This is a genomic window from Sneathia sp. DSM 16631 (genome assembly GCF_014892235.1).
Classification (GTDB): domain Bacteria; phylum Fusobacteriota; class Fusobacteriia; order Fusobacteriales; family Leptotrichiaceae; genus Sneathia; species Sneathia vaginalis.
In genome coordinates, this window is sequence record NZ_JADBHL010000008.1 from 1 (window position 1) to 20,475 (window position 20,475).

Consider the following 20,475-nt stretch of genomic DNA (forward strand, 5'->3'; position numbering starts at 1 on the left):
CAGTAATGGTGCAGAAGTATCATTAACTTCAAAGACTACATTCCCATTCGAAAAGAAAGATGGAGAATATGGTAAAGCAGCTTCATCAGAACACACATTAAAATTAGGAGCAAAGAAATTAAATAAATTTGAAGACTTAGAAGCAAGCTTAAAATTAAATCATACATATGCAAAAGAAGAAGCATTTAAGTTTGTTGATCTTTTGGCAAAAGGAACATATGCAGGATTAAAAGATACTAAGTTAACAGGTAAAGTAAACTTCAGATACCAAGTAAATGGAACATCAGATGTTAAAGACTTATTAACAGATGGAAAAATCAAATTAAACAAAGACGCATATGCACACTCATATGAATTAGATGGTAAATACACAGGAGTAAAAGACCTAGAATTAACAGCAGGAGCATTCGTACAACATATACACTTTGATGAAGGTGGAGTTAATGAAAATTCTTTAGAAAAACTTTACACTCAAAGCTTAATATCAAATGATCCTAATTTCATAACTAATTCACAATTAGAATTAGCTGAAATCGAAAAAGAATACAAAGAAGCTTTAAAAGATCTTGAATCAAAATCATCTACGAAAGAACAAGTATATAGAGATGCAAATACTAAGTACGAACAAGAATTAAATGTCCTAAAAACTGAATCAGATAATGAAGATAAAAAAATTAAAAAAGATTACAACGACTTCAATGATGAAAAAGAAGATGTAAAAAAAGGATATGACATTCAAGTAAAAATTAATAATCTAGAAAAAAAAGCAGAAGAATTAGAATCAACAAAAAGAAAACTTGAAAATGACCATACTTTCTTAAAAACAAAAGTAAAATCTGAATACATAAATGAAGAAAAATATCAAAACGAAATAAGTAGAATCAATGAAGAAATAGAAGAAACTAGAGCACAAATAGCAAAGCTAACATTCTCATTTTATGATACTTTTTCACAAGCTCTTTTTGGAGGAACAGTTACTGCAGGTAAAGATTTTGCTATAGCAGAAAATAACGTTAAAAAATTTGAGGAAAATAAAGAAAAATTTATAGCAGAAAAAATTATGACAACCGAATATGGAAAAGCATTAGATAAAGTAAAAAACCTTGAGAAAAAAATTGAACAAACTAGAAATGGAATAATAAATGCTGTAAATATACAAAAATATAATTCAGACCTAGTTAACTTTGGATTCAAATTAGGTGCTAAGTACACTGGTATTAAGAATCTAACATTAACTGCTGATGGTGTATTTGCTGGTAGACATCATTCATTATTCGATAAAACTATTAAGTACACAACAGGATATGTTAAATTACATACTGGTGCAAAATATGACTTCAAATTATTAAACGATAAGTTAGTTGTAAGTCCAGAAGCTAATGTTACAGCTACATTCACTGATATTTATGCTGGAATGGTTAACCCAAGCTTAGTATTAGCACCAAAAGTATCAGCTGAATACAAACCAACTGACACATTAACATTAAAAGGAAGTGTTGAAACTCCAGTTAAATTTAAGACAGTTGGAAAAGAATTTAAGTATACAGATACTCAAATTAAAACAAGTTTAAACTTAAAATATGAATGGAAATAACCCCCTTAAATTAGTGAGATTAGAAATAGTCTCACTTCTTTTTTTTGGTTAAAAAAGACTCTCACATTTTACCTGCACTTTATCTATCATACATATCACTTTGTGTTTTAGGTTAAAAAATTTTCTTTATCATCTCTAAAAACATCTTTCATTTCATCCGTATATGATTAAGATATAGTATATTAATGATAAGAGGCGATAATTATGAAAAAGTCACTACTGTCCTTTTGCTTGATAGCTTCAGTAATATCAATGGCTGCAACAGAAGGTCATATTACTTACACATTTAAAGGAGATTCCTCTGCAAAACCAGAAACTTTCATTGAAACAAAAGTTAAAGTCAAGGATACAGGTTTAAGCTTTGGTGGTAAATTTAGAGTTAAAGGCTTTAAAAAGAAAGCAAACTTTTTAAACCACTCTAAAGTTTTTGTTAAATATGAGATGCCTGAAACAAATGGTATCAATGCAAGTATTAAAACAACACTAAAACCTAAATTTGTAAAAGATGATGAATTTTGTTTTCATGGACTGGCTAAACTTTCTGGAAAATTAAGCTACAAACACAATGATTTAACAATGGGAATACATTCAAAAAATAATTTTTCTCTTGGAAAAGATAAAGAAATTACCTCAACTAACAAGCTATTTGTTGAAAGTGATAATGGTTCAAAGGCAAGTATTGAAGTAAAAAGTGAATCAAAAAACCCTATAGACTATGTTGAAGGAAAAATGATAGTAAAACGTGATAACATGAAAGTTAATGCAGGTTTCAAAGTTAATGTGTCTGAATTTAATGAATATTATGATGATTTTATAAAAGAAGATAGTGATCACGATGTTATTATAAGTGGAATCAAATTAAATGACTACCTCGATAACTTTCATTCAGAATGGATTAGGCAAGTAAAGGGTTTACATAGAGAATATGTTAATGTTAAATTGTATAACAAAACCAAAAACTTAAAACTATCAGCTACTCCGTTTATAGACTACACGAAGGGATATGCAAATGAAAGTAATTCTGGTTACTTACTTTTTTATGGAACTTCATTAGGTGCTAAATACACGTTATTAGACGATAAATTAACATTAAAAGGTAAATGCCTATTATCTAGTATAAGGTCAGTAAAAGACCAAAAAATTGTAAATAGTGGTATCTATGCACTAAATTTATATGCTAAATATGACTATACACCTAGTCCTAAATTAGATATATCGCCAGAATTAGAAATAGACTCAGCAATACTTACAAATGATTTTACAAAGAAAAAATCCATATTTAACACTATATGCAATAAAACAACAGTATCATATAGTGTAACTGATAAATTAACACTAAAAGGTATATTAAAATTAAAAGCTAAATTTTTAAATACCAACATTTTTGTAGTTAAACCTACTCTTTCATTTGAATATGATCCACTAGATAGCTTAAAACTTGATGGTAAAATTAGCTTTAAAAATTTCTCAACTGTTAAAACTGAATTTAATATGAACTATACTTGGAATTAATTAAAGTATCAAAATATTATACAAAACCGTTAAAAATTATAGTGAAAATCAAGACTTTATGGTATAATATAATTATAAATTTAAAAATTGTTGTACATTGATGTAATGGAAATTTCAAAGATGAAGTAAAAGTAAAAAAAGGAGGCATATCATGAAAAAAATGATAATATTCTCAACTTTATTAACAAGTCTATTAACAATTGCAGGTCCAAAAGCCGACCTTGAAAGAGCAAATAAACTATTCGATGAAAACAAACAAGAGGAAGCAATTAAAATTCTAAAGAAAAGTAAAAACGCTAAAGGTGAAGAAGAAATATATGAACACATTAACTATATTTTATCACTTCGATATTCAAGTTCACTTGAAGAAATGATTGGATATTTAAAAAAAGCTGTCGAAAATCCAAAATCAACTAGTCAAGACGCTGTAAATGCAAATTATAGACTAGTACATTTTGTTCTAAATGAAGAAAAAATTAAATATTTAGAAATTTTAATAAATAGAATTGCTCTAATGAATAAAAAAGATCCTTATATTGAAGGAGTGTTAGCTGGAGAATACAAAGTAAAAAACATGAAAGATAAATTTAATAATCTTCTAAAATCTATAGAAAATTCAAAAGATCAAATCTTCATTGATAAATTTAATTTATCACTTGGAAATTATTTATTAGTCCACTACGGTAACATAGAAGGACAAATATATTTATACAAAGCAATAGACTCAAAAGATATTAATGTTAAATCTGGAGTATATTTAAGTCTTGCAGACTATAATATACGAAACAACAATTTTGAAATGGCCTCTCGTCGTCTAAAGGAAGCTAGTATAAGTGAAGAAAAATACGCTAGTATAGCGAATAGATTTAAAGAAATAGGAGATTTTAAATCTGCATATATATATTCAGAAAAAGCATATAATTTCCAACCTGATAGACTACTGTATTTAGAAAATGCTTTTGCATTTGCATACAAAGTTAATGATAGTAAAGCTATAGAAAAATACCAAAATATGATGAAGAAAAAAGGTGCAAAAAATATTCATTTTGCATACGCACTATTTAATCAACAAATTTATCAAGGAGCAGAAGAATACGCCAAATTAGCACTTAAAGATGGGTCAAAAAATGCATCAAGCCTTTTGAAATATATAGAACAAGAAAGAGAAAGAGCAAAAAAAAGATAATTTTTTTCACAAAGATACATTGATCCATCTGTATCTTTTTTAGCTCATTTTCTGTACTTTTTTTCATTTTTTTTGTATAATAAGGAGAAAGGTGGGTATAAATATGAGAGTAATAATATTAAAAGACAAAGAAGAAATTGGAAAATGGAGTGCATACCTAATTGCAAAGCGTATTAATGAATTTAAACCTACTGAACAAAGACCTTTCGTATTAGGATTGCCAACTGGTTCTACACCACTTGTTACATATAGGGAACTGATAAACTTGTACAAAGAAGGATTAGTTTCATTTAAGAACGTTGTAACTTTCAATATGGACGAATACGTTGGATTAAGTCCTAGTCACAAGCAAAGTTATCACTATTTTATGTTCGAAAATTTCTTTAATCACATCGACATAAAAAAAGAAAATATCAATATACTTGATGGACTTGCAAGTGATCCTGATAAAGAATGTTTAAGATATGAAAACAAGATAAAAAGCTATGGTGGAATTAACTTCTTCTTAGGCGGTGTAGGTGAAGATGGTCATATTGCATTTAATGAACCTGGTTCTTCTCTTGCTTCAAGAACTAGAGATAAAGAATTAACACAAGATACTATTCTAGCTAATTCAAGATTCTTCGATAATGATATAACTAAAGTTCCAACTTTAGCACTAACAGTCGGGGTTGGTACAATAATGGACAGTGAAGAAGTAATGATAATGGCTAATGGTTACAAAAAATCACTGGCTGTAAGACATGCTATTGAAATGGGTGTTAATCATATGTGGACAGTTTCAATGTTGCAAATGCATAAAAAAGCTATACTTGTAATAGATGAAGATGCTGCACTAGACTTAAGACTTAAAACATACAAATATTTCAAAGACATTGAAGCAAAGAATTTAAATTTGGAAAATCTAAAAAAATTAATATTAGGAGGAAATTAGATGAAAAAGATTCTAATCGGTATAAGTATGCTAATAGCACTTAATGCTTTCTCTTTTACATTGCGTGAATTCTATCTTTCAAATACAGTTTCACAAGAAGCATTCGATCAAAATGCTAATGCTGTTAATAAGAAAATATGGGAAGAAGTTGAAAAAAAAGCAAAAGAAGTTAATGGTAATTTACAAGTTAAAGCTAATAATGACTATTTCAAAAGCTTTTTAATCACTTCTAAGGACAAGTATTATGGTTTAACTTTTGACAGCAAAACAGGAGAAAAAGTAAATCTTAAAGATTTATTTGTTAAGGGATATGCAGATCCTATAAACGGAATTATTAAAGAAAGAATTGCTGATTTAGGAATAACAGATTCTAAATTTAATGGTATTTCTACATGGTTTAACCAAGAATACTATTTAGAAGATTTTACTATAAATATTCTATTAAATAACGTTACAAGTTTAGCGGATAAAAATCTTTCTATTCCAATATATCCAATTGAAGTGAGAGGAATTATAAAATAGTATGCAAAACACTAAATGGAATTTAAGAGAAAAGGTATCTCGTATATCTACTCTTAACATCGATAAAGATGTTTTAAATATCCTTGCTTCTAGAGGAATTACAAAAAAAGAAGACATTATTAATTTTATACACCCTGATATTAAGGCCCTAAGCTCACCTAGTCTATTAGTAGATCTAGATAAAGCTGTGGATAGAATATTAAAAGCTATAGATAATAATGAAAAGATTTGTATATATGGTGATTATGACGTGGACGGTATTACTTCCACGTCTATTCTATACTTAGCCTTTAAAAAGCTAGGTGCTAAAAATCTTGACTTCTACATTCCAATAAGAGACGAAGGATATGGACTTAATAATCAAGCATTAGATCAAATAAAAGCTAATGGTACAGATCTTGTAATAACAGTTGACTGTGGTATTACATCATATAAGGAAATTAACTATGCTAATTCTATAGGTCTTAGTGTAATAATTACAGACCATCATAACTTACTAGATCCAGTTGTACCTAATGCATATGCTGTTATAAACCCTAAAAGGCTTGAAAATAAATACCCTTTTAGAGAACTAGCAGGTGTTGGTACAGCATTTATGGTAGTACTTGCACTATTTAAAAGAAAAGGTATATATGAAGAAGCTTTCTCATATATAGATTTGGTTTGTCTTGGTACTATTGCAGATGTTGTTCCATTAATTAAAGAAAATAGGATAATTGTTAAATACGGTCTTGAAAGACTAAAAAACACACAAAATCTAGGACTTAAAATGCTCCTTAAAAAAGTCTTTCCAGATAAGCTTGATGAATATTCTTCAGGTGATGTAGGATTTACAATATCCCCAATATTTAATGCAGCTGGTAGATTGCAAGATGCAAAACTTGTGGTATATCTTTTAATTTCTGACAATGAAAGAGAAATTAGCACTATAATAGACGAATTACTACTTAAAAACAAAGAAAGAAAAGAAATACAAAATAGCATCTTCGATTTAGCAAAAGAAGAAATAGAAAAGTATTCACAAACTGACTATGTATTAATTAGTTCAAGCCCTAAATACCATCATGGTGTAATAGGTATAGTGGCAGCAAAATTAGTAGATATGTATTACAAGCCTTGCATAATATTAGAAGAAAAAAGTGATGAAAATATAGCTGTTGCATCTTGTCGTAGTATACCTAATTTTGATATAACAAAGGCACTACAATATTGTGGAGACTTACTTGTAAGATATGGTGGGCATACTGGTGCTGCAGGTTTTACAATAGAAATACAAAATATACAAAAATTTAGAGAAAAAATTAATGAATACGCTAAAAAAACACTTAAGGAAGAAGATTTCTATAAGGTAATAGATATAGATAAGGTCTTACCTATACAAAAAATTTCATATGAATTCTTTAAAACCTTAGAATTACTTAAACCTTTTGGCTTTGGTAATCCTACACCAACATTTTTAACTAAAAATGTTATCGTAGAAAATGCAAAGTTAATAGGGCAAGATAAGTCACACCTAAGTTTTGACTTCTCAAAAAAAGGATTTGCTACAAAAGGAGCTATATGGTTTTCTAAAGGTGATAAAATTAATGAAATGAATTCTAGTATATTTTATGATATCGTTTTTAAGATAAATATTAATCTATTTAAAGGAAAGTTCTATACTAAAGTTTTAATAGATGATATGAAAGAATCTACACTTAAATCTAGTGATAAATTTACATTTTTAAAATCTTTATTTGAAACAAGTTTCCCTATGAAATCTGTATTCTATTCATATATTTATCTTGAAAAAGATAGTATGTTAAATATTGAATATACAAGTAATCGTGTTGTATTATCTAATACAAGAATCGTAGGTAAATTAGATGAAAATATTTCAAGACTTTTAACTTGCCTTCACACATTTTACGCTTTTAACTTCAAAGTTAAAGTTGAAAGTACCAATGTATATGATGGTGTTAATAACGTTGGGATTATTATCTACAGGGACTATGGAATAAGTACGTATAAGAAGAATGACAAGAACATTTTTAACTATATTAAATCTAATCTAATAGGTCCATTAGAATATGACTCAACAACAAAAAAAGCCTTATCTTGTTTGTATAAGGAAAATATGAATATACTTTTATCTAAAAAAAATATCACTGGCCCTATAAGTCACAATATATTACTTACTTTTTGTATGTATAACATGGTTAAAGGTTTTAAGACTCAAATTTTAAGTAGTGATAAAGATATCTTAAATGACAAAAGACTTGTGTTCTATATGTCTAAAGAAAAAAGTCCATATTTAATATTAGATAAGAATACGTATAAAGAAAAAGTAGACTTAACTAATTTTAAAAAAATAATACTCTTAGACGATAGTATTTCAGAAAAAGATAACTTTATGTCTGTTAAAAATGAGGTTATTTTACCTAAAAATGTGCTAGAACTTAATAATGAAAATATTAAAAAATATGGTATGGAAAATATATATACAAAATTTCTTCCACTAAAGGAAAAGAAGGAATTTGTAGATAAAATAAATAACAATGAGATTATACTATCAGATGATAGTATTTATGAGATAATATAAGGAGGGAAAATGTCTGTTGGAATTTTTTATGGGACAACAACTGGTGTAACTGAAGAAGTTGCACAAATATTATGCGATAAAATTGATGGTGCACAAATGTTTGATGTCGCAAATGGTATAGATAATATGAACGATTTTGATTTTTTAATTTTCTGTTCTTCAACTTGGGGTCTTGGAGACTTACAAGATGATTGGATGGCTGTAATTGATGACTTACCTAAATTTAACGGTAAACCCGTTGCTTTATTAGGTACAGGAGACTGTGTTGCATTTGCAGATACGTTTATAGACGCAATGAGATTGCTATATGATAAGTGTAAGAAAAATGGTGCAAATATTGTTGGAATGGTACCAACAGATGGTTATGATTTCGTTGCTTCACTTGCGATTATAGACAACAAGTTTATAGCTCTTCCTATAGACCACATGAATGAAGCAGAAAAAACAGAAGAAAGAATAAATAATTGGCTAGAAATATTAAATAAATATATACATTAATGAAAGGATAACGTATGAATACGAAAAGAATAAATTACAACCTTAGAACTTATGCGATAGATAAACTCTTTTATACTTCAAAAGAACTAGGCCCTATCTACACAAATAGTAAGACTACTTTCAATGCTTGGGCACCAACAGCAACAGAAATGAATTTAATTGAGTACCTAGACAATGGTCAAACTATACTGCATCCTATGAAAAAAGATAATGAGGGTGTGTTTAGTATAACAATAAAGGGAAATTTAGATGGTTTTGTGTATAATTACCAAATTAAATTTGATAATTTAGTTAATGAAGCTGTTGATCCATATGTAAAAGCTACTACAGTAAATGGAAAAAAAGGTGTAGTTGTAAACTTATTAAAGACTAATCCTAAAAAATTTACAAGATTAGCTCCTTTTACTAATCCTGTTGATGCCGTTATTTACGAACTAAGTATTAGAGATTTTACTGTTGATCCTAATGCAAAATTCAAAAACAAAGGTAAGTTTCTAGGTCTTTGTGAGAATAAGGCTATTAAATATTTAAAGTCTCTAGGTATTACACACGTACAAATGATGCCTATATACAACTTTAGTTGTGACTCAGTAGATGAACTTCACCCTTTTGATAAGTATAACTGGGGATACGATCCTGTAAATTACAATGTTGTAGAAGGTGCTTTTGCAACTGATCCTACAAAGCCTACTGTACGTATAAAGGAACTAAAAAAATTAATAAAGACTTTACACGATAATGGTATACGTGTAATTATGGATGTTGTTTACAACCACGTTTATGATGCAATGCAACATAGTTTTGAAAAACTTGTACCAGATTATGGATTTAGAAAAGATGAATTTTGTAACTTTTCTAATGGTTCTGGTTGTGGTAATGATGTTGCAAGTGATCACTTAATGATTAGAAAATACATAGTTGATAGTGTTGTGTACTGGGCAAATGAATACAAACTTGATGGATTTAGATTTGATTTAATGGGTATACTTGATGTTACAACAATGAATGAAATACGTAAAAAATTAGATGAAATTGACCCTTCTATTATCATGCTTGGTGAAGGTTGGCATCTAAATACAGATTTAGATAAAGATAATATGGCTACACAAACTAATGCTGGTAAAATGTCTGGTATAGCATTCTTTAATGATGACATTAGAAATGATTTAAAAGGTTCAACATACGAACAAATTACTACAGGCTTTGTTAATTCATGGAAGTCAAAAAAAGATAGTTTAGTAAAATCTATTATGGGAGGTATGGATCTTTATTCATACACTAGTCCAAATCAATTAGTACAATATGTAGAATCACATGATGACTATACCTTATTTGATCAATTAGGTATTTCAAGTGATAAAAACAAAATTAATGAAATTAAAAAAATGCATAAAATGGCTACTTCTATTGCACTTTTAGCACAAGGTATTAGTTTTATACACTCTGGTCAAGAGTTTTATAGAACGAAGTATAATATAGAAAATTCATATAAGTCTAGTGATAAGATAAATAAATTTGATTGGTCTAGAATGAAGAGTAATAAAAAGTACGTTAATTATGTTTCTGACTTGATTAAGTTTAAGAAAAACACTCCTGTATTTAGACTAAATACTTACGAAGAAATTAAAAAAGCCTTTAAGTTATTGAAATACTCAAAAAGCTTTATTGCATACCAATTAGGGGAATATTTAATACTTGCAAATACATCTAAAAAAACAAAAGTCTTTAATATATCTTCTAAATATGCTATTATTAGTTCAAACTATAAGTTTAACGATGAAAAAAAGATATTAACTGGAAATATTAATGTCACATCTCTAAACTTTATGATTTTAAAAAAGGAGAAATAGTTTATGAAAAAGATCTTATTAGCAATCTTTTTTGTAGCTCTGCTTTTTTCCTGTGCGAAAAAAGCCAAAAATGACCCAGATAGACCACTAAAAATAGGTGTAATACAATTTGTAGCACACCCTGCATTAGATAGATCATTGCAAGGGTTCAAAGATAGCTTAAAAAAAGATCACAAAAACATTACTTTTATTGTAAAAAATGCAAATGGTGAAATAAGCACAGCAAATATTATTGCAAGTTCATTTGAAAGAGAACATGTTGATTTAATATATGCAATAGCAACACCTAGTGCTCAAGCTGCAATGCATGCTACAACAAACATCCCCATAATTTTCTCAGCAGTTACAAATCCAAAAGATGCTGGAATTGTAGCCCCTAATATTACAGGTGTTAGCGATTATGTTGATATACAAGAACAACTATCAATGGTTAATAAAATAGATAAAAAGATTAAGACTATTGGTGTGTTATACAATTCATCTGAGGCTAACTCACTTGCAACTGTTACACTACTTAAAAAAGCTTGTGCAAATCTAAATCTTAATTTAGAATTAAAAAGTGTAACACAAATAAGTGAAGTGCCACAAGCAGTTAAATATCTTGTAACAAAAGTAGATGCAATTTATACACCTACTGATAATTTAATAGCTTCTGTTTTACCTATAATCTCAGATGAAGCAATAGCTCAAAAAAAGATAATTATAGGTTCAGAAAAAGCACACGTTGAAGCTGGTGCTTTAATAACTAAAGGTATAGACTACTTTAAGTTAGGTCAACGTGCAGGTAGTATGGCAAACGATATATTATTTAAAAACATAAAGGTCTCTAGCATACCTGTTGCTACTATGCCTTTATCTGATATATCTGTTAATAATGATACTCTTAAAAAATTAGGTATAACTCTACCTAGTGATTTGAAATAAGGTGAAAAATGAAAAAGTTAATATATCTTTTAATACTTATTCCTTTCTTTTTCACTTCATGTAAAAAGCAAGAAAAAGCTATTACAATAGGTATAGCAAAGGTTGTTGATCATCCATCAATAAATGAAATTGAAAAAGGAATAAAAGATGGTTTAAAAGATAAAAATATTAAAATTGAAGTTAAAAGTGCTAATGGAGAAATAGCTACTGCTGATTTAATCGCTAAAAGCTTTAAAATGAGCAATATGTCTGCTGTTATTGGTATAGGTACACTTCCTAGCCAAGCACTAAAAAGTGCAAATACAGATACACCTGTAATTTTCTCATGTGTTACAGATCCTGTTAGTGCTAACTTAAAAGGTGATAATATTACTGGTATTTGTGATAGACTTGATACTACTTATGATGAGTTAAAATTACTAAAAAAAGCTTTCCCTAAAGTAAAAAATATTGGTATTATTTATTCAACTTCAGAATTGAATTCTCTAGCACATATTAAAGATATTGAAACTAATGCTAAAAAGTTAAATTTAAATGTTATAAAACTGGGGGTAACTAATTCATCTGAGATTCCACAAGTTACAACTAATTTACTTAATAAAGCAGATGCAATATATGTACCTATAGATAATTTAGTTGTTGCTAATATATCTTATCTAATAACTAAAGCAAATGAAAAAAGAAAACCTTTAATTGCTTCTGATAGTTCATCAGTTAAATTAGGTGCTCTATTTTCAATAGGACTTGATTACTATGAATTAGGTAAACAAACTGCTAATATCTTACTAGAAGTTTTAAATGGTAAAAAAACTAGTGATATCCCAGTGCAAATGGCAAAAAATACAAGACTTTTTGTAAATAAAGAAACAGAAAAATTATTAAACGTTAAAATAGGAGACTAGCATGAAGAAAATATTTATTATTCTATTACTTCCCTTATTAGTATTATCGTGCCTCGGTAAACCTAAAAAAGATACTAAAGTAAATGGTGTTATAAAAATTGGAATATCTAAAGTTGTAGCACATCCATCACTAGACTTAGTTGAAAAAGGTATAAAAGATGTTTTAGAGGGAAAAAATGTACAAATAGAGGTTAAAACTGCAAATGGAGAACTTGCAACAGCTGATTTAATAGCTAAAAACTTTAAAATTAGTGGTAAAAACGCTGTCATTGGTATAGGTACATTATCAAGCCAATCGCTTAAAAATATTAATGACACTACACCAGTACTATTCAGTGCTGTATCTAGTCCTGAAGATGCCAACTTATTAGCTAAGAATGTAACTGGTACATCTGATAAATTAGTTTGTGTTGACAAACAATTAAAACTACTTGTAAAGTGTTTTCCTAATATAAAGAAAATAGGGGTACTTTATTCAAACTCTGAATTGAATTCTGTATCACAAGTAAATGAAATAGAAAAACAAGCAAAGAAATTAGGACTTAGTGTTGTACGTGGAGGTGCAACAAATTCTAGTGAAATACCTCAAGTAGCAAAAAATGTATTAGAAAGAGTTGATGCTTTATACATTCCAACAGATAATCTAATGGTTGCTAATATATCTTACTTAATAGATGAGGCTAATAAAGTTAAAAAACCATTAATAGCTTCTGAACCATCATCAGTAAAACAAGGTGCATTATTCTCTTATGGTGTTGATTATTACGAATTAGGTAAAAAAACTGGTTCTATGTTATTAGAAATATTAAATGGTAAAAAGCCTTCTGATATACCTTATGTAACTGCAGAACCTAAGCTATATGTCAATAAAGAAACAGAAAAATTACTAAACGTAGTCATACAAGAATAGAAGGAGGATAAAATGAATGAACTATTAATTTTTATTAATGTCATCCCTGAGTCAATAAAAATTGGATTAATCTATTCAATTATGGCTATGGGGGTGTACATAACATACAAGATACTTGATTTCCCAGATTTAACAGTTGATGGATCATTTCCATTGGGAGGGTTTGTATTTGCATACTTTGCACTTAGTTCATATTCTCCCTTTGTAGGACTTGTATTCTCAATTATAGCAGGTGCTATTGCTGGGCTTCTTACTGGTGTTTTCCATGTTAAATGTGGTATAGACAAGTTGTTAGCTGGTATCTTAACAATGATAACTCTTTACAGTGTTAATGCAAGAATTGTGGATAAACCTAGTGTATTTATTGATGCAAATAAGAGTATTTATGGAGTCATTTCATATGAACAACATTTCTTATTATTCTTTATAATAAGCATAGTCTTATTAGCTTTAAAAGTCATATATGATTACAATATTAAAAAGAATAAATATGTTATTAAAAGCTTTTTAATCTATGTTGTCATACTATTAGTTCTTTGCTATTACACATATTATACAGAAGACATTAGTATGTATCTAACTGTATTAATCGTATTTATCATTAAACTTGTAATGGATTACATACTAACATCAAAGTTTGGATTCATTTTAAGAGCTTTAGGTGATAATGAAAACATAGTAACAGGTCTTGGTGTTAACAGTGATAAATTAAAGATTTTAGGTCTTATGTTATCTAATGCCTTAGTTAGTTTATCAGGTGCCTTATTCACACAATACATACGTGTTATAGACCTATCTTCTTCAGTAGGTACTATGGTTATTGGACTTGCCTCTATAATCTTTGGACTAGGTATAATTAAAAAATCTAATATTATTAACCACATATCTATAGTAATTGTTGGATCTATTGTTTACTATATTGTAATTAACTTTGCACTTAACTCATCAGGAATAACAGAAATATTACTTACAACATTACACTTTAGCGAACAAACAATATCTAAATTCTCAGTTAAACCGACTGATGTTAAGATAATAACAGCACTGCTATTAGGTATAATACTTGCAATAGATAACAAGAAAAAGAAAAAGAAGGTGAAGTAGATGTTAGAATTAAAAAATATTAATAAGACCTTTTATACAGAACTCGGCCATTCTAAAACTGTTTTTGATAATCTAAGCCTTGTAGCAAATAAGGGAGAATTTATAACAATAATAGGAAGTAATGGTGCTGGTAAATCTACTCTACTTAACATTATTAATGGAAATGTAGAAGTTGACTCTGGTAGTATAGAGTTAAATGGTGTTGATATAACTACCCTAAAACCTCATAAAAGAGCTAAGTGGATTTCACAAGTATATCAAGACCCTACTCTAGGTACATCTCCTTCTATGGTAGTTTTAGAAAATTTATCTATGGCTATGAATAAAGGTAAACCATTTAATCTACATTTTGGTCTTGATATTAAACACATAGACTATTTTAATGAACAACTAAAAGACTTAGGTTTAGGTCTTGAAAAACAACTTTATACAAGAGTTGGTTCATTATCTGGAGGTCAAAGACAATGCTTATCACTTTTAATGGCTACATTAAAAAAACCTGATATACTTTTACTAGATGAACATACAGCAGCCCTTGATCCACAAACTAGTCAAATAATATTAGAAAAAACAAAAGAAATTATTGAAAAGAATCATCTAATTGCCTTTATGATTACTCATAATATGCAAGATGCTATTAAATATGGTAATAGATTAATAATGTTCCATAAAGGAAAGATAATATTCGATATTAAAGGTGAAGAAAAGGAAAACTTAACAGTCGAAAAATTGCTTAACCTATTTAAACAAAAAGAACTTAAATTATCAGATTTATCTGATAAAGATTTATTCTAATAAAAATGCTATCAAAATGGTAGCATTTTTTCAGTTATATATTTTTTTTCACTTAAAAACCCTTTATTTTCAATGTTTGTACAAACACGCCCAGTTCAGTTATCAATTAAAAATCTTTTGTAGGCTTTTATTTCAGGGCTTTTTAGTTTTGTTATAAAAGCATTTTTAACTTGAAAAATATAAATCAAAGTGATAAAATTATTAAGGATTGGTGGTGATTATAATAAAAAAGGAACTTATAAAACCTGCTAGCCCGAAGTCGGAAACTATAAATATTATTATTACAATAATTTTATTGATTCTCTTCGCAGGTATTTTATTACATTTTACAAACACAAAGCATTATACTAAATCTGTGACTAGTGCTCAGATATCTAGTATAGATTTAAATAATGAAGAAATTTCGATATTTACGAATTTAGGACTTTTCGCACAAGATTACAAAGATCTAAAGAGCGATAATAAGGACCTAAGTCCTAAGGTATTGGATGAACAGTTATTCTACGCACCTTTTTGCAAAGATGCGTCATGGGAAGATTCTGGTAAACACAAATGGACCATGTTTACACATGAAAATTATGTGTACTATGTGGGTATCAGTTCTGATAAGAACATTGCTGGAGATTTCTTCTTGGTTATTAACGCCAAAACCTTTGAATACAAAATTAGATACACAAAAAACTTTAAAGATTATGACAAATTAAGTAACAATAAAGAAACCTTGGCACATGCTATTAATCAATTTAAAGAAATTGTCGCCTACACTGGTGATGATTTAGCAAAGGAAACGAAAGGAAATTAAAATGAAATCATTCAAATCAACTGTGCTTATTTTGTTAGGAACATTTCTATGTTCTTTTTTAGGATTTAGTAAATATAGGGTTGGAATAACTCTTTTACCTTATTATAGTTATACAAAGAATATAGTAAAAGATAAGATGGATGTAGTTCCAGTTATACCTAGTAATGTTGATGTACACACATATCATCCAACAGCAAATGACATGAAAAAAATAACTAACTTAGACTTCATAGTAGTAAATGGTATAGGACATGATGAATTTGTAAAACCAATGATACGTTCTGCTATGAAAAATAATAGAAAATTAAAGATAATAAATGCAGACACTGAAACTTCTATAATGAACGTTGCAGGTCAAAAAAGAGGTTCTACAAAGAATCCACATACCTTTATTTCTATTACTCAAAGCATACAACAAATTAGATATATTGCCAAAAGATTAGGTCAATATGACCCAGCTAACAAGGCATACTATAACAAAAATGCAATGCAATATATTTCAAAATTAAGAAGTATAAAAAACCAAGAATTACGTAAAGTTAGAGGATGTAATCTATCTAATATTAAAGTTGCAACTACACATGCTGGTTATGACTACTTGTTAAATGAATTCGGTTTAACAGTTAGCCTAGTTATAGAACCACACCACGCACAAGCACCAAATGCTAGCGACCTTGCATATGCAATTAATAAGATTAAAAAAGATCATATAGCTGTGCTATTTGATGAAGAAGGTGGAAACCCTAAAAATGCTATGACTTTACATAATGCAACAGGTATAAAGATTGCAAAACTTTCACACATAACAAAAGGTAATTATACTGCTGACTCATTTGAAAACTTCATAAGACATGATTTATCAAATGTAGCTACTGCTTTAAAGAGCATTTCGAAAGGTAAAAGATGATAAAAGGAATACAAATTGAGATAAAAAATCTTTCATTAAATTTAGGTAATACTCATATATTAAATAACATCAATCTTTTAATAAAGCGTGGAGAAATTAACTGCATTGTTGGTCCAAATGGTGGTGGTAAAACTTCTCTTATCCGTTGTATACTAGGACAAGTTCCTTATGATGGTGAAATTTACCTAGAATATGAAGAAAACAAAAAAATAGGTTACGTACCTCAATTTATAGAATTTGAAAGAAGTCTACCTATAACTGTTGAAGATTTCTTAATGTTATGTTATCAAAGAACTCCAGCATTTTTAGGTGTTACAAAGAAAAATAAGTCATATTTTGACGAAATATTAACTGAAGTTGGACTTCAAGATAAAAGAAAAAGACTTTTAGGTAATTTATCTGGTGGTGAATTACAAAGATTGCTATTAGCACAAGCAATTAATCCTCGTCCAAATCTATTAATACTAGATGAACCATTCTCTGGTATAGATGCTATTGGTGAGGAATACTTTATGAAAGTTATTAAAAAATTAAAAAAAGAAGGAATTACTATATTATGGATACACCATAATATAAAGCAAGTACGTGAAATGGCTGACACTGTAACTTGTATAAAAAAAGAAGTATTCTTCTCAGGAGATCCAAAAACTGAATTAACTGATGAAAGATTATTAGATATTTACGTATAAGAAGGAGGAAAAATGTTAGATTCAATTAGAAACTTTTTTATGCACCTTGCTGAAATAGGAGCTCTTCCCGATTATTTTAAATATGCTTTCGTAATTAATTCATTACTATCAGCATTATTCATTGGGCCCATCCTTGGAGGTCTAGGTACTATGGTCGTAACAAAAAGAATGGCATTCTTTTCTGAATCAATAGGGCATGCTGCTTTAACTGGTATAGCACTAGGTGTATTACTAGGAGAACCATATGAATCTCCATATATTATGCTATTCACATACTGTGTTGTTTTTGCTATACTAATCAATTTTACAAGAAATAGAACAAAGATGTCATCTGATACTTTGATAGGTATATTCTTATCTATCTCAATAGCACTAGGTGGTACACTTATCATCTTTGTTTCATCAAAAGTTAATTCACATATGCTAGAAAGTGTATTGTTTGGATCAATACTAACTGTATCAGATAGAGACTTATTAGTCCTATTCTTCTCAACTATACTACTAATACTTATTGTTATTCCAAACTTTAATAAAATGCTTTTATCAAGTTTCAATACAAATGTAGCTGTAGTTAAAGGTGTTCGTGTTAAATTATTAGAATATCTATTTATTCTTTTAATTACACTTGTTACTGTATCATCAATTAAAATTATTGGTGCATCTTTGGTCGAAGCTCTGTTTTTAATACCTGCTGCTTCTGCTAAAAATCTGTCAAAGTCTATTAAAAGCTTTTTTGTATATAGTATCATTTTTGCACTAATTAGCTGTATATTAGGTATATTACTTCCACTATACTTCGATGTTACTATACCATCTGGTGGTTCAATTATACTAATAGCAGCAGTAATTTTCTTTATTACAGTAATTATTAAAAATTTAAAAAGGAGCTTAATATGAAAAAATTATTCTTACTTTTAATATTTTCATGTTGCCTTGCATTTTCAGAAAATTTAGTTTTGACTAACACACAAGTTGCATATACTATTGGTAGTATGCTTACTAAAGATACTAGTATAACAGTAAAAGATGTATATGGAACTAATGGGAATATGGCAAGTGATCAATTAAATACATTTAAAAGTGCAGAAGTAGATAAGAATCTATTAAAAAATGCTAAAGCTGTTATAGACCTACAAAGAGTATGGAATGATGATGTTCTATACGAACAAGCAAGAAGAGAAAATATACATGTAGTAGAAATAGATGCTACATACTCTTATCAAAATGTATCTAGTCTTGCACTATTAACTGCAAATTACAATGAAGGAGAAAACAAGGGAGTAAGCAATCCTTATGCATATCTTAATTTAAATAACTTATCTAAGATGTATAAGATTGTTGCACACGACCTTATAGCCCTTTTCCCGCAAGATGCAGAAAAGATAGAAAAAAATCTTGATAGTAGTTTGAAAACTTTAGATAGCATCATTGATGATTACAATGATATTGAAGGATTAGATGGTGTAATATCAACAAGCGAAGATTTAAACTACTTAATTGAATATTTGAATATATATAACACATATGTAGAATATGAAAATATTACAAAAGATACTGTTAAAAAGATTATGAAAGATACTGGTTTAAAGATATTTATGACTACAAGACCATTTAAAAAGGATATTATGGATGTAATAAGCAAAAATGGTGGTAGAGTTATATTAATTCAAACTGGTTACTTCCCTCTTGAAGATGAAAATAACGATGAATTAAGTCAAAAAGATGGATTAATTAATATGTTAAAAGATAATTTAAAACAACTTAAAAATAGATAGGAGAATGTATAATGAAAAAAATACTTTTAATTATTGCAACACTATTATCTTCATTACTATTATTCGCACACGCACCTTTACTTGATGTAAATGATAATAATGATGGATATATATATCTATACCCAGGATTTTCAAATGGGGCACCTACAGATAATGTAGATTTAATTGTTGTAAAAGATAAGAACTATAACGGAACTGAAGAAACTTATGATGGTAAAATGGTAATACTACACTCTACATTTGGTAAAATGGGATTAAAAAATGGTGAAGTAAAATTACCTAAACCAAATGTTGGTAAGTACCTTGTAATCTTTGATGCAGGTCCTGGACACGTATTAGAAAAGAAAGGTCCAAAATTAACTGAAAAAGAAATGGATGCTTGGAAAGTTGCCATAGAAAAAGATACACACTTAGGTAAATGGAAAGACCAATGGACAGGAAAAGTTAAATAACTTAAGAAAAAGGCTTAGTTTATCTAGGCCTTTTTTTATTTGACTGCAAAAAGGATAGGAATAATTTTGAAATTCCTGCAAAATCCATAGGAATATTTTGGAAAATATTGCAAAATCCATAGGAATAAGACAAAATACTATTGTGGAGGTTTTTATGAAACGTGAAATAACGAACTTGTATCTCAAGGATACAAAACATATTTTTGGAGATCAGATAATAGTGCAGAATTAGATTTTTTAATTGAAAATGATAATAAGATTATTCCTATTGAAGTTAAGGCAAATATGAACACAAAAGCTAAATCATATGATGTATTCGTAAAAAAATACAAACCAGAAATAGGCTTTAAGTTTTCATTGTTGAATATAGGGGTTAATAAAAAGAACGATAACACATCATATAGCTTACCTCTTGCATTAGCATATGAAATAGGTAAATATATAGCCAAATAAATCCTTATATAATTGAATTTAATATAAAAATCATATATAATATATTTATATTAATTTCCAAAACGGAAATAATTCTAAATAGAAA

20 protein-coding genes and 1 pseudogene are annotated in these 20,475 nt (G+C 28.4%); all 21 read left to right on the forward strand.

The features are described from left to right. The coding region (locus IMK15_RS04040) for a hypothetical protein (RefSeq protein ID WP_192941985.1) at positions 1–1,594 on the forward strand (1,594 nt) is incomplete at its 5' end. Positions 1,595–1,798: 204 nt separating this feature from the next. Continuing rightward, entirely contained in the window at positions 1,799–3,106 is a 1,308-nt protein-coding gene (locus tag IMK15_RS04045; RefSeq protein ID WP_192941986.1) for a hypothetical protein, read from the forward strand. 151 nt (positions 3,107–3,257) lie between these two features. Beyond that, on the forward strand, positions 3,258–4,292 hold the full coding sequence (locus IMK15_RS04050) for a hypothetical protein (RefSeq protein WP_192941987.1): 1,035 nt from the start codon (positions 3,258–3,260) through the stop codon (positions 4,290–4,292). A 103-nt stretch (positions 4,293–4,395) separates the two neighbouring features. Continuing rightward, complete coding sequence (nagB, locus tag IMK15_RS04055; RefSeq protein WP_192941988.1) at positions 4,396–5,226, forward strand: glucosamine-6-phosphate deaminase; 831 nt, start codon at positions 4,396–4,398, stop codon at positions 5,224–5,226. Next, positions 5,227–5,748 carry a hypothetical protein gene (locus tag IMK15_RS04060; protein WP_192941989.1) on the forward strand — a complete coding sequence of 174 codons (522 nt, stop codon included), beginning with the start codon at positions 5,227–5,229 and terminating at the stop codon, positions 5,746–5,748. 1 nt (position 5,749) lies between these two features. Continuing rightward, positions 5,750–8,329 carry a single-stranded-DNA-specific exonuclease RecJ gene (recJ, locus tag IMK15_RS04065; protein WP_192941990.1) on the forward strand — a complete coding sequence of 860 codons (2,580 nt, stop codon included), beginning with the start codon at positions 5,750–5,752 and terminating at the stop codon, positions 8,327–8,329. 9 nt (positions 8,330–8,338) lie between these two features. After that, a complete protein-coding gene (locus IMK15_RS04070; protein ID WP_192941991.1) occupies positions 8,339–8,827 on the forward strand; it encodes a flavodoxin in 489 nt (162 codons plus the stop codon). 14 nt (positions 8,828–8,841) lie between these two features. Beyond that, complete coding sequence (pulA, locus tag IMK15_RS04075) at positions 8,842–10,677, forward strand: type I pullulanase (protein ID WP_192941992.1); 1,836 nt, start codon at positions 8,842–8,844, stop codon at positions 10,675–10,677. Positions 10,678–10,680: 3 nt separating this feature from the next. Then, a complete protein-coding gene (locus IMK15_RS04080) occupies positions 10,681–11,601 on the forward strand; it encodes an ABC transporter substrate-binding protein (RefSeq protein WP_192941993.1) in 921 nt (306 codons plus the stop codon). A gap of 8 nt (positions 11,602–11,609) precedes the next feature. After that, complete coding sequence (locus tag IMK15_RS04085; RefSeq protein ID WP_192941994.1) at positions 11,610–12,503, forward strand: ABC transporter substrate-binding protein; 894 nt, start codon at positions 11,610–11,612, stop codon at positions 12,501–12,503. Position 12,504: 1 nt separating this feature from the next. Next, positions 12,505–13,413 (forward strand): ABC transporter substrate-binding protein, encoded by a 909-nt coding sequence (locus IMK15_RS04090; protein WP_192941995.1) that lies wholly within the window; start codon positions 12,505–12,507, stop codon positions 13,411–13,413. A 12-nt stretch (positions 13,414–13,425) separates the two neighbouring features. After that, entirely contained in the window at positions 13,426–14,517 is a 1,092-nt protein-coding gene (locus IMK15_RS04095; protein WP_192941996.1) for an ABC transporter permease, read from the forward strand. Further along, positions 14,518–15,312 carry an ABC transporter ATP-binding protein gene (locus IMK15_RS04100; protein ID WP_192941997.1) on the forward strand — a complete coding sequence of 265 codons (795 nt, stop codon included), beginning with the start codon at positions 14,518–14,520 and terminating at the stop codon, positions 15,310–15,312. Positions 15,313–15,526: 214 nt separating this feature from the next. Beyond that, entirely contained in the window at positions 15,527–16,114 is a 588-nt protein-coding gene (locus IMK15_RS04105; RefSeq protein ID WP_413469365.1) for a DUF6162 family protein, read from the forward strand. Position 16,115: 1 nt separating this feature from the next. Beyond that, positions 16,116–17,021: a metal ABC transporter solute-binding protein, Zn/Mn family gene (locus IMK15_RS04110; protein WP_192941999.1), complete on the forward strand. Its 906-nt coding sequence runs from the start codon at positions 16,116–16,118 to the stop codon at positions 17,019–17,021. Beyond that, a complete protein-coding gene (locus tag IMK15_RS04115) occupies positions 17,021–17,710 on the forward strand; it encodes a metal ABC transporter ATP-binding protein (RefSeq protein ID WP_192942029.1) in 690 nt (229 codons plus the stop codon). The genes IMK15_RS04110 and IMK15_RS04115 overlap by 1 nt, the downstream gene beginning before the upstream one ends. Before the next feature lie 12 nt (positions 17,711–17,722). Continuing rightward, positions 17,723–18,607 carry a metal ABC transporter permease gene (locus IMK15_RS04120; RefSeq protein ID WP_046328124.1) on the forward strand — a complete coding sequence of 295 codons (885 nt, stop codon included), beginning with the start codon at positions 17,723–17,725 and terminating at the stop codon, positions 18,605–18,607. Continuing rightward, complete coding sequence (locus IMK15_RS04125) at positions 18,604–19,485, forward strand: metal ABC transporter solute-binding protein, Zn/Mn family (RefSeq protein WP_192942000.1); 882 nt, start codon at positions 18,604–18,606, stop codon at positions 19,483–19,485. Before IMK15_RS04120 ends, IMK15_RS04125 begins: the two co-directional genes overlap by 4 nt. Before the next feature lie 11 nt (positions 19,486–19,496). Next, the gene (locus IMK15_RS04130; RefSeq protein WP_226869198.1) at positions 19,497–19,937 is read left to right on the forward strand and encodes a hypothetical protein; all 441 of its coding nucleotides are present in this window, start codon (positions 19,497–19,499) and stop codon (positions 19,935–19,937) included. Between the two features lie 180 nt (positions 19,938–20,117). Then, a pseudogene (locus tag IMK15_RS06725) lies at positions 20,118–20,210 on the forward strand (DUF4143 domain-containing protein); the annotation flags it as partial. Between the two features lie 12 nt (positions 20,211–20,222). Next, positions 20,223–20,390 (forward strand): hypothetical protein, encoded by a 168-nt coding sequence (locus IMK15_RS06525; protein WP_226869199.1) that lies wholly within the window; start codon positions 20,223–20,225, stop codon positions 20,388–20,390. Positions 20,391–20,475 lie beyond the last annotated feature (85 nt).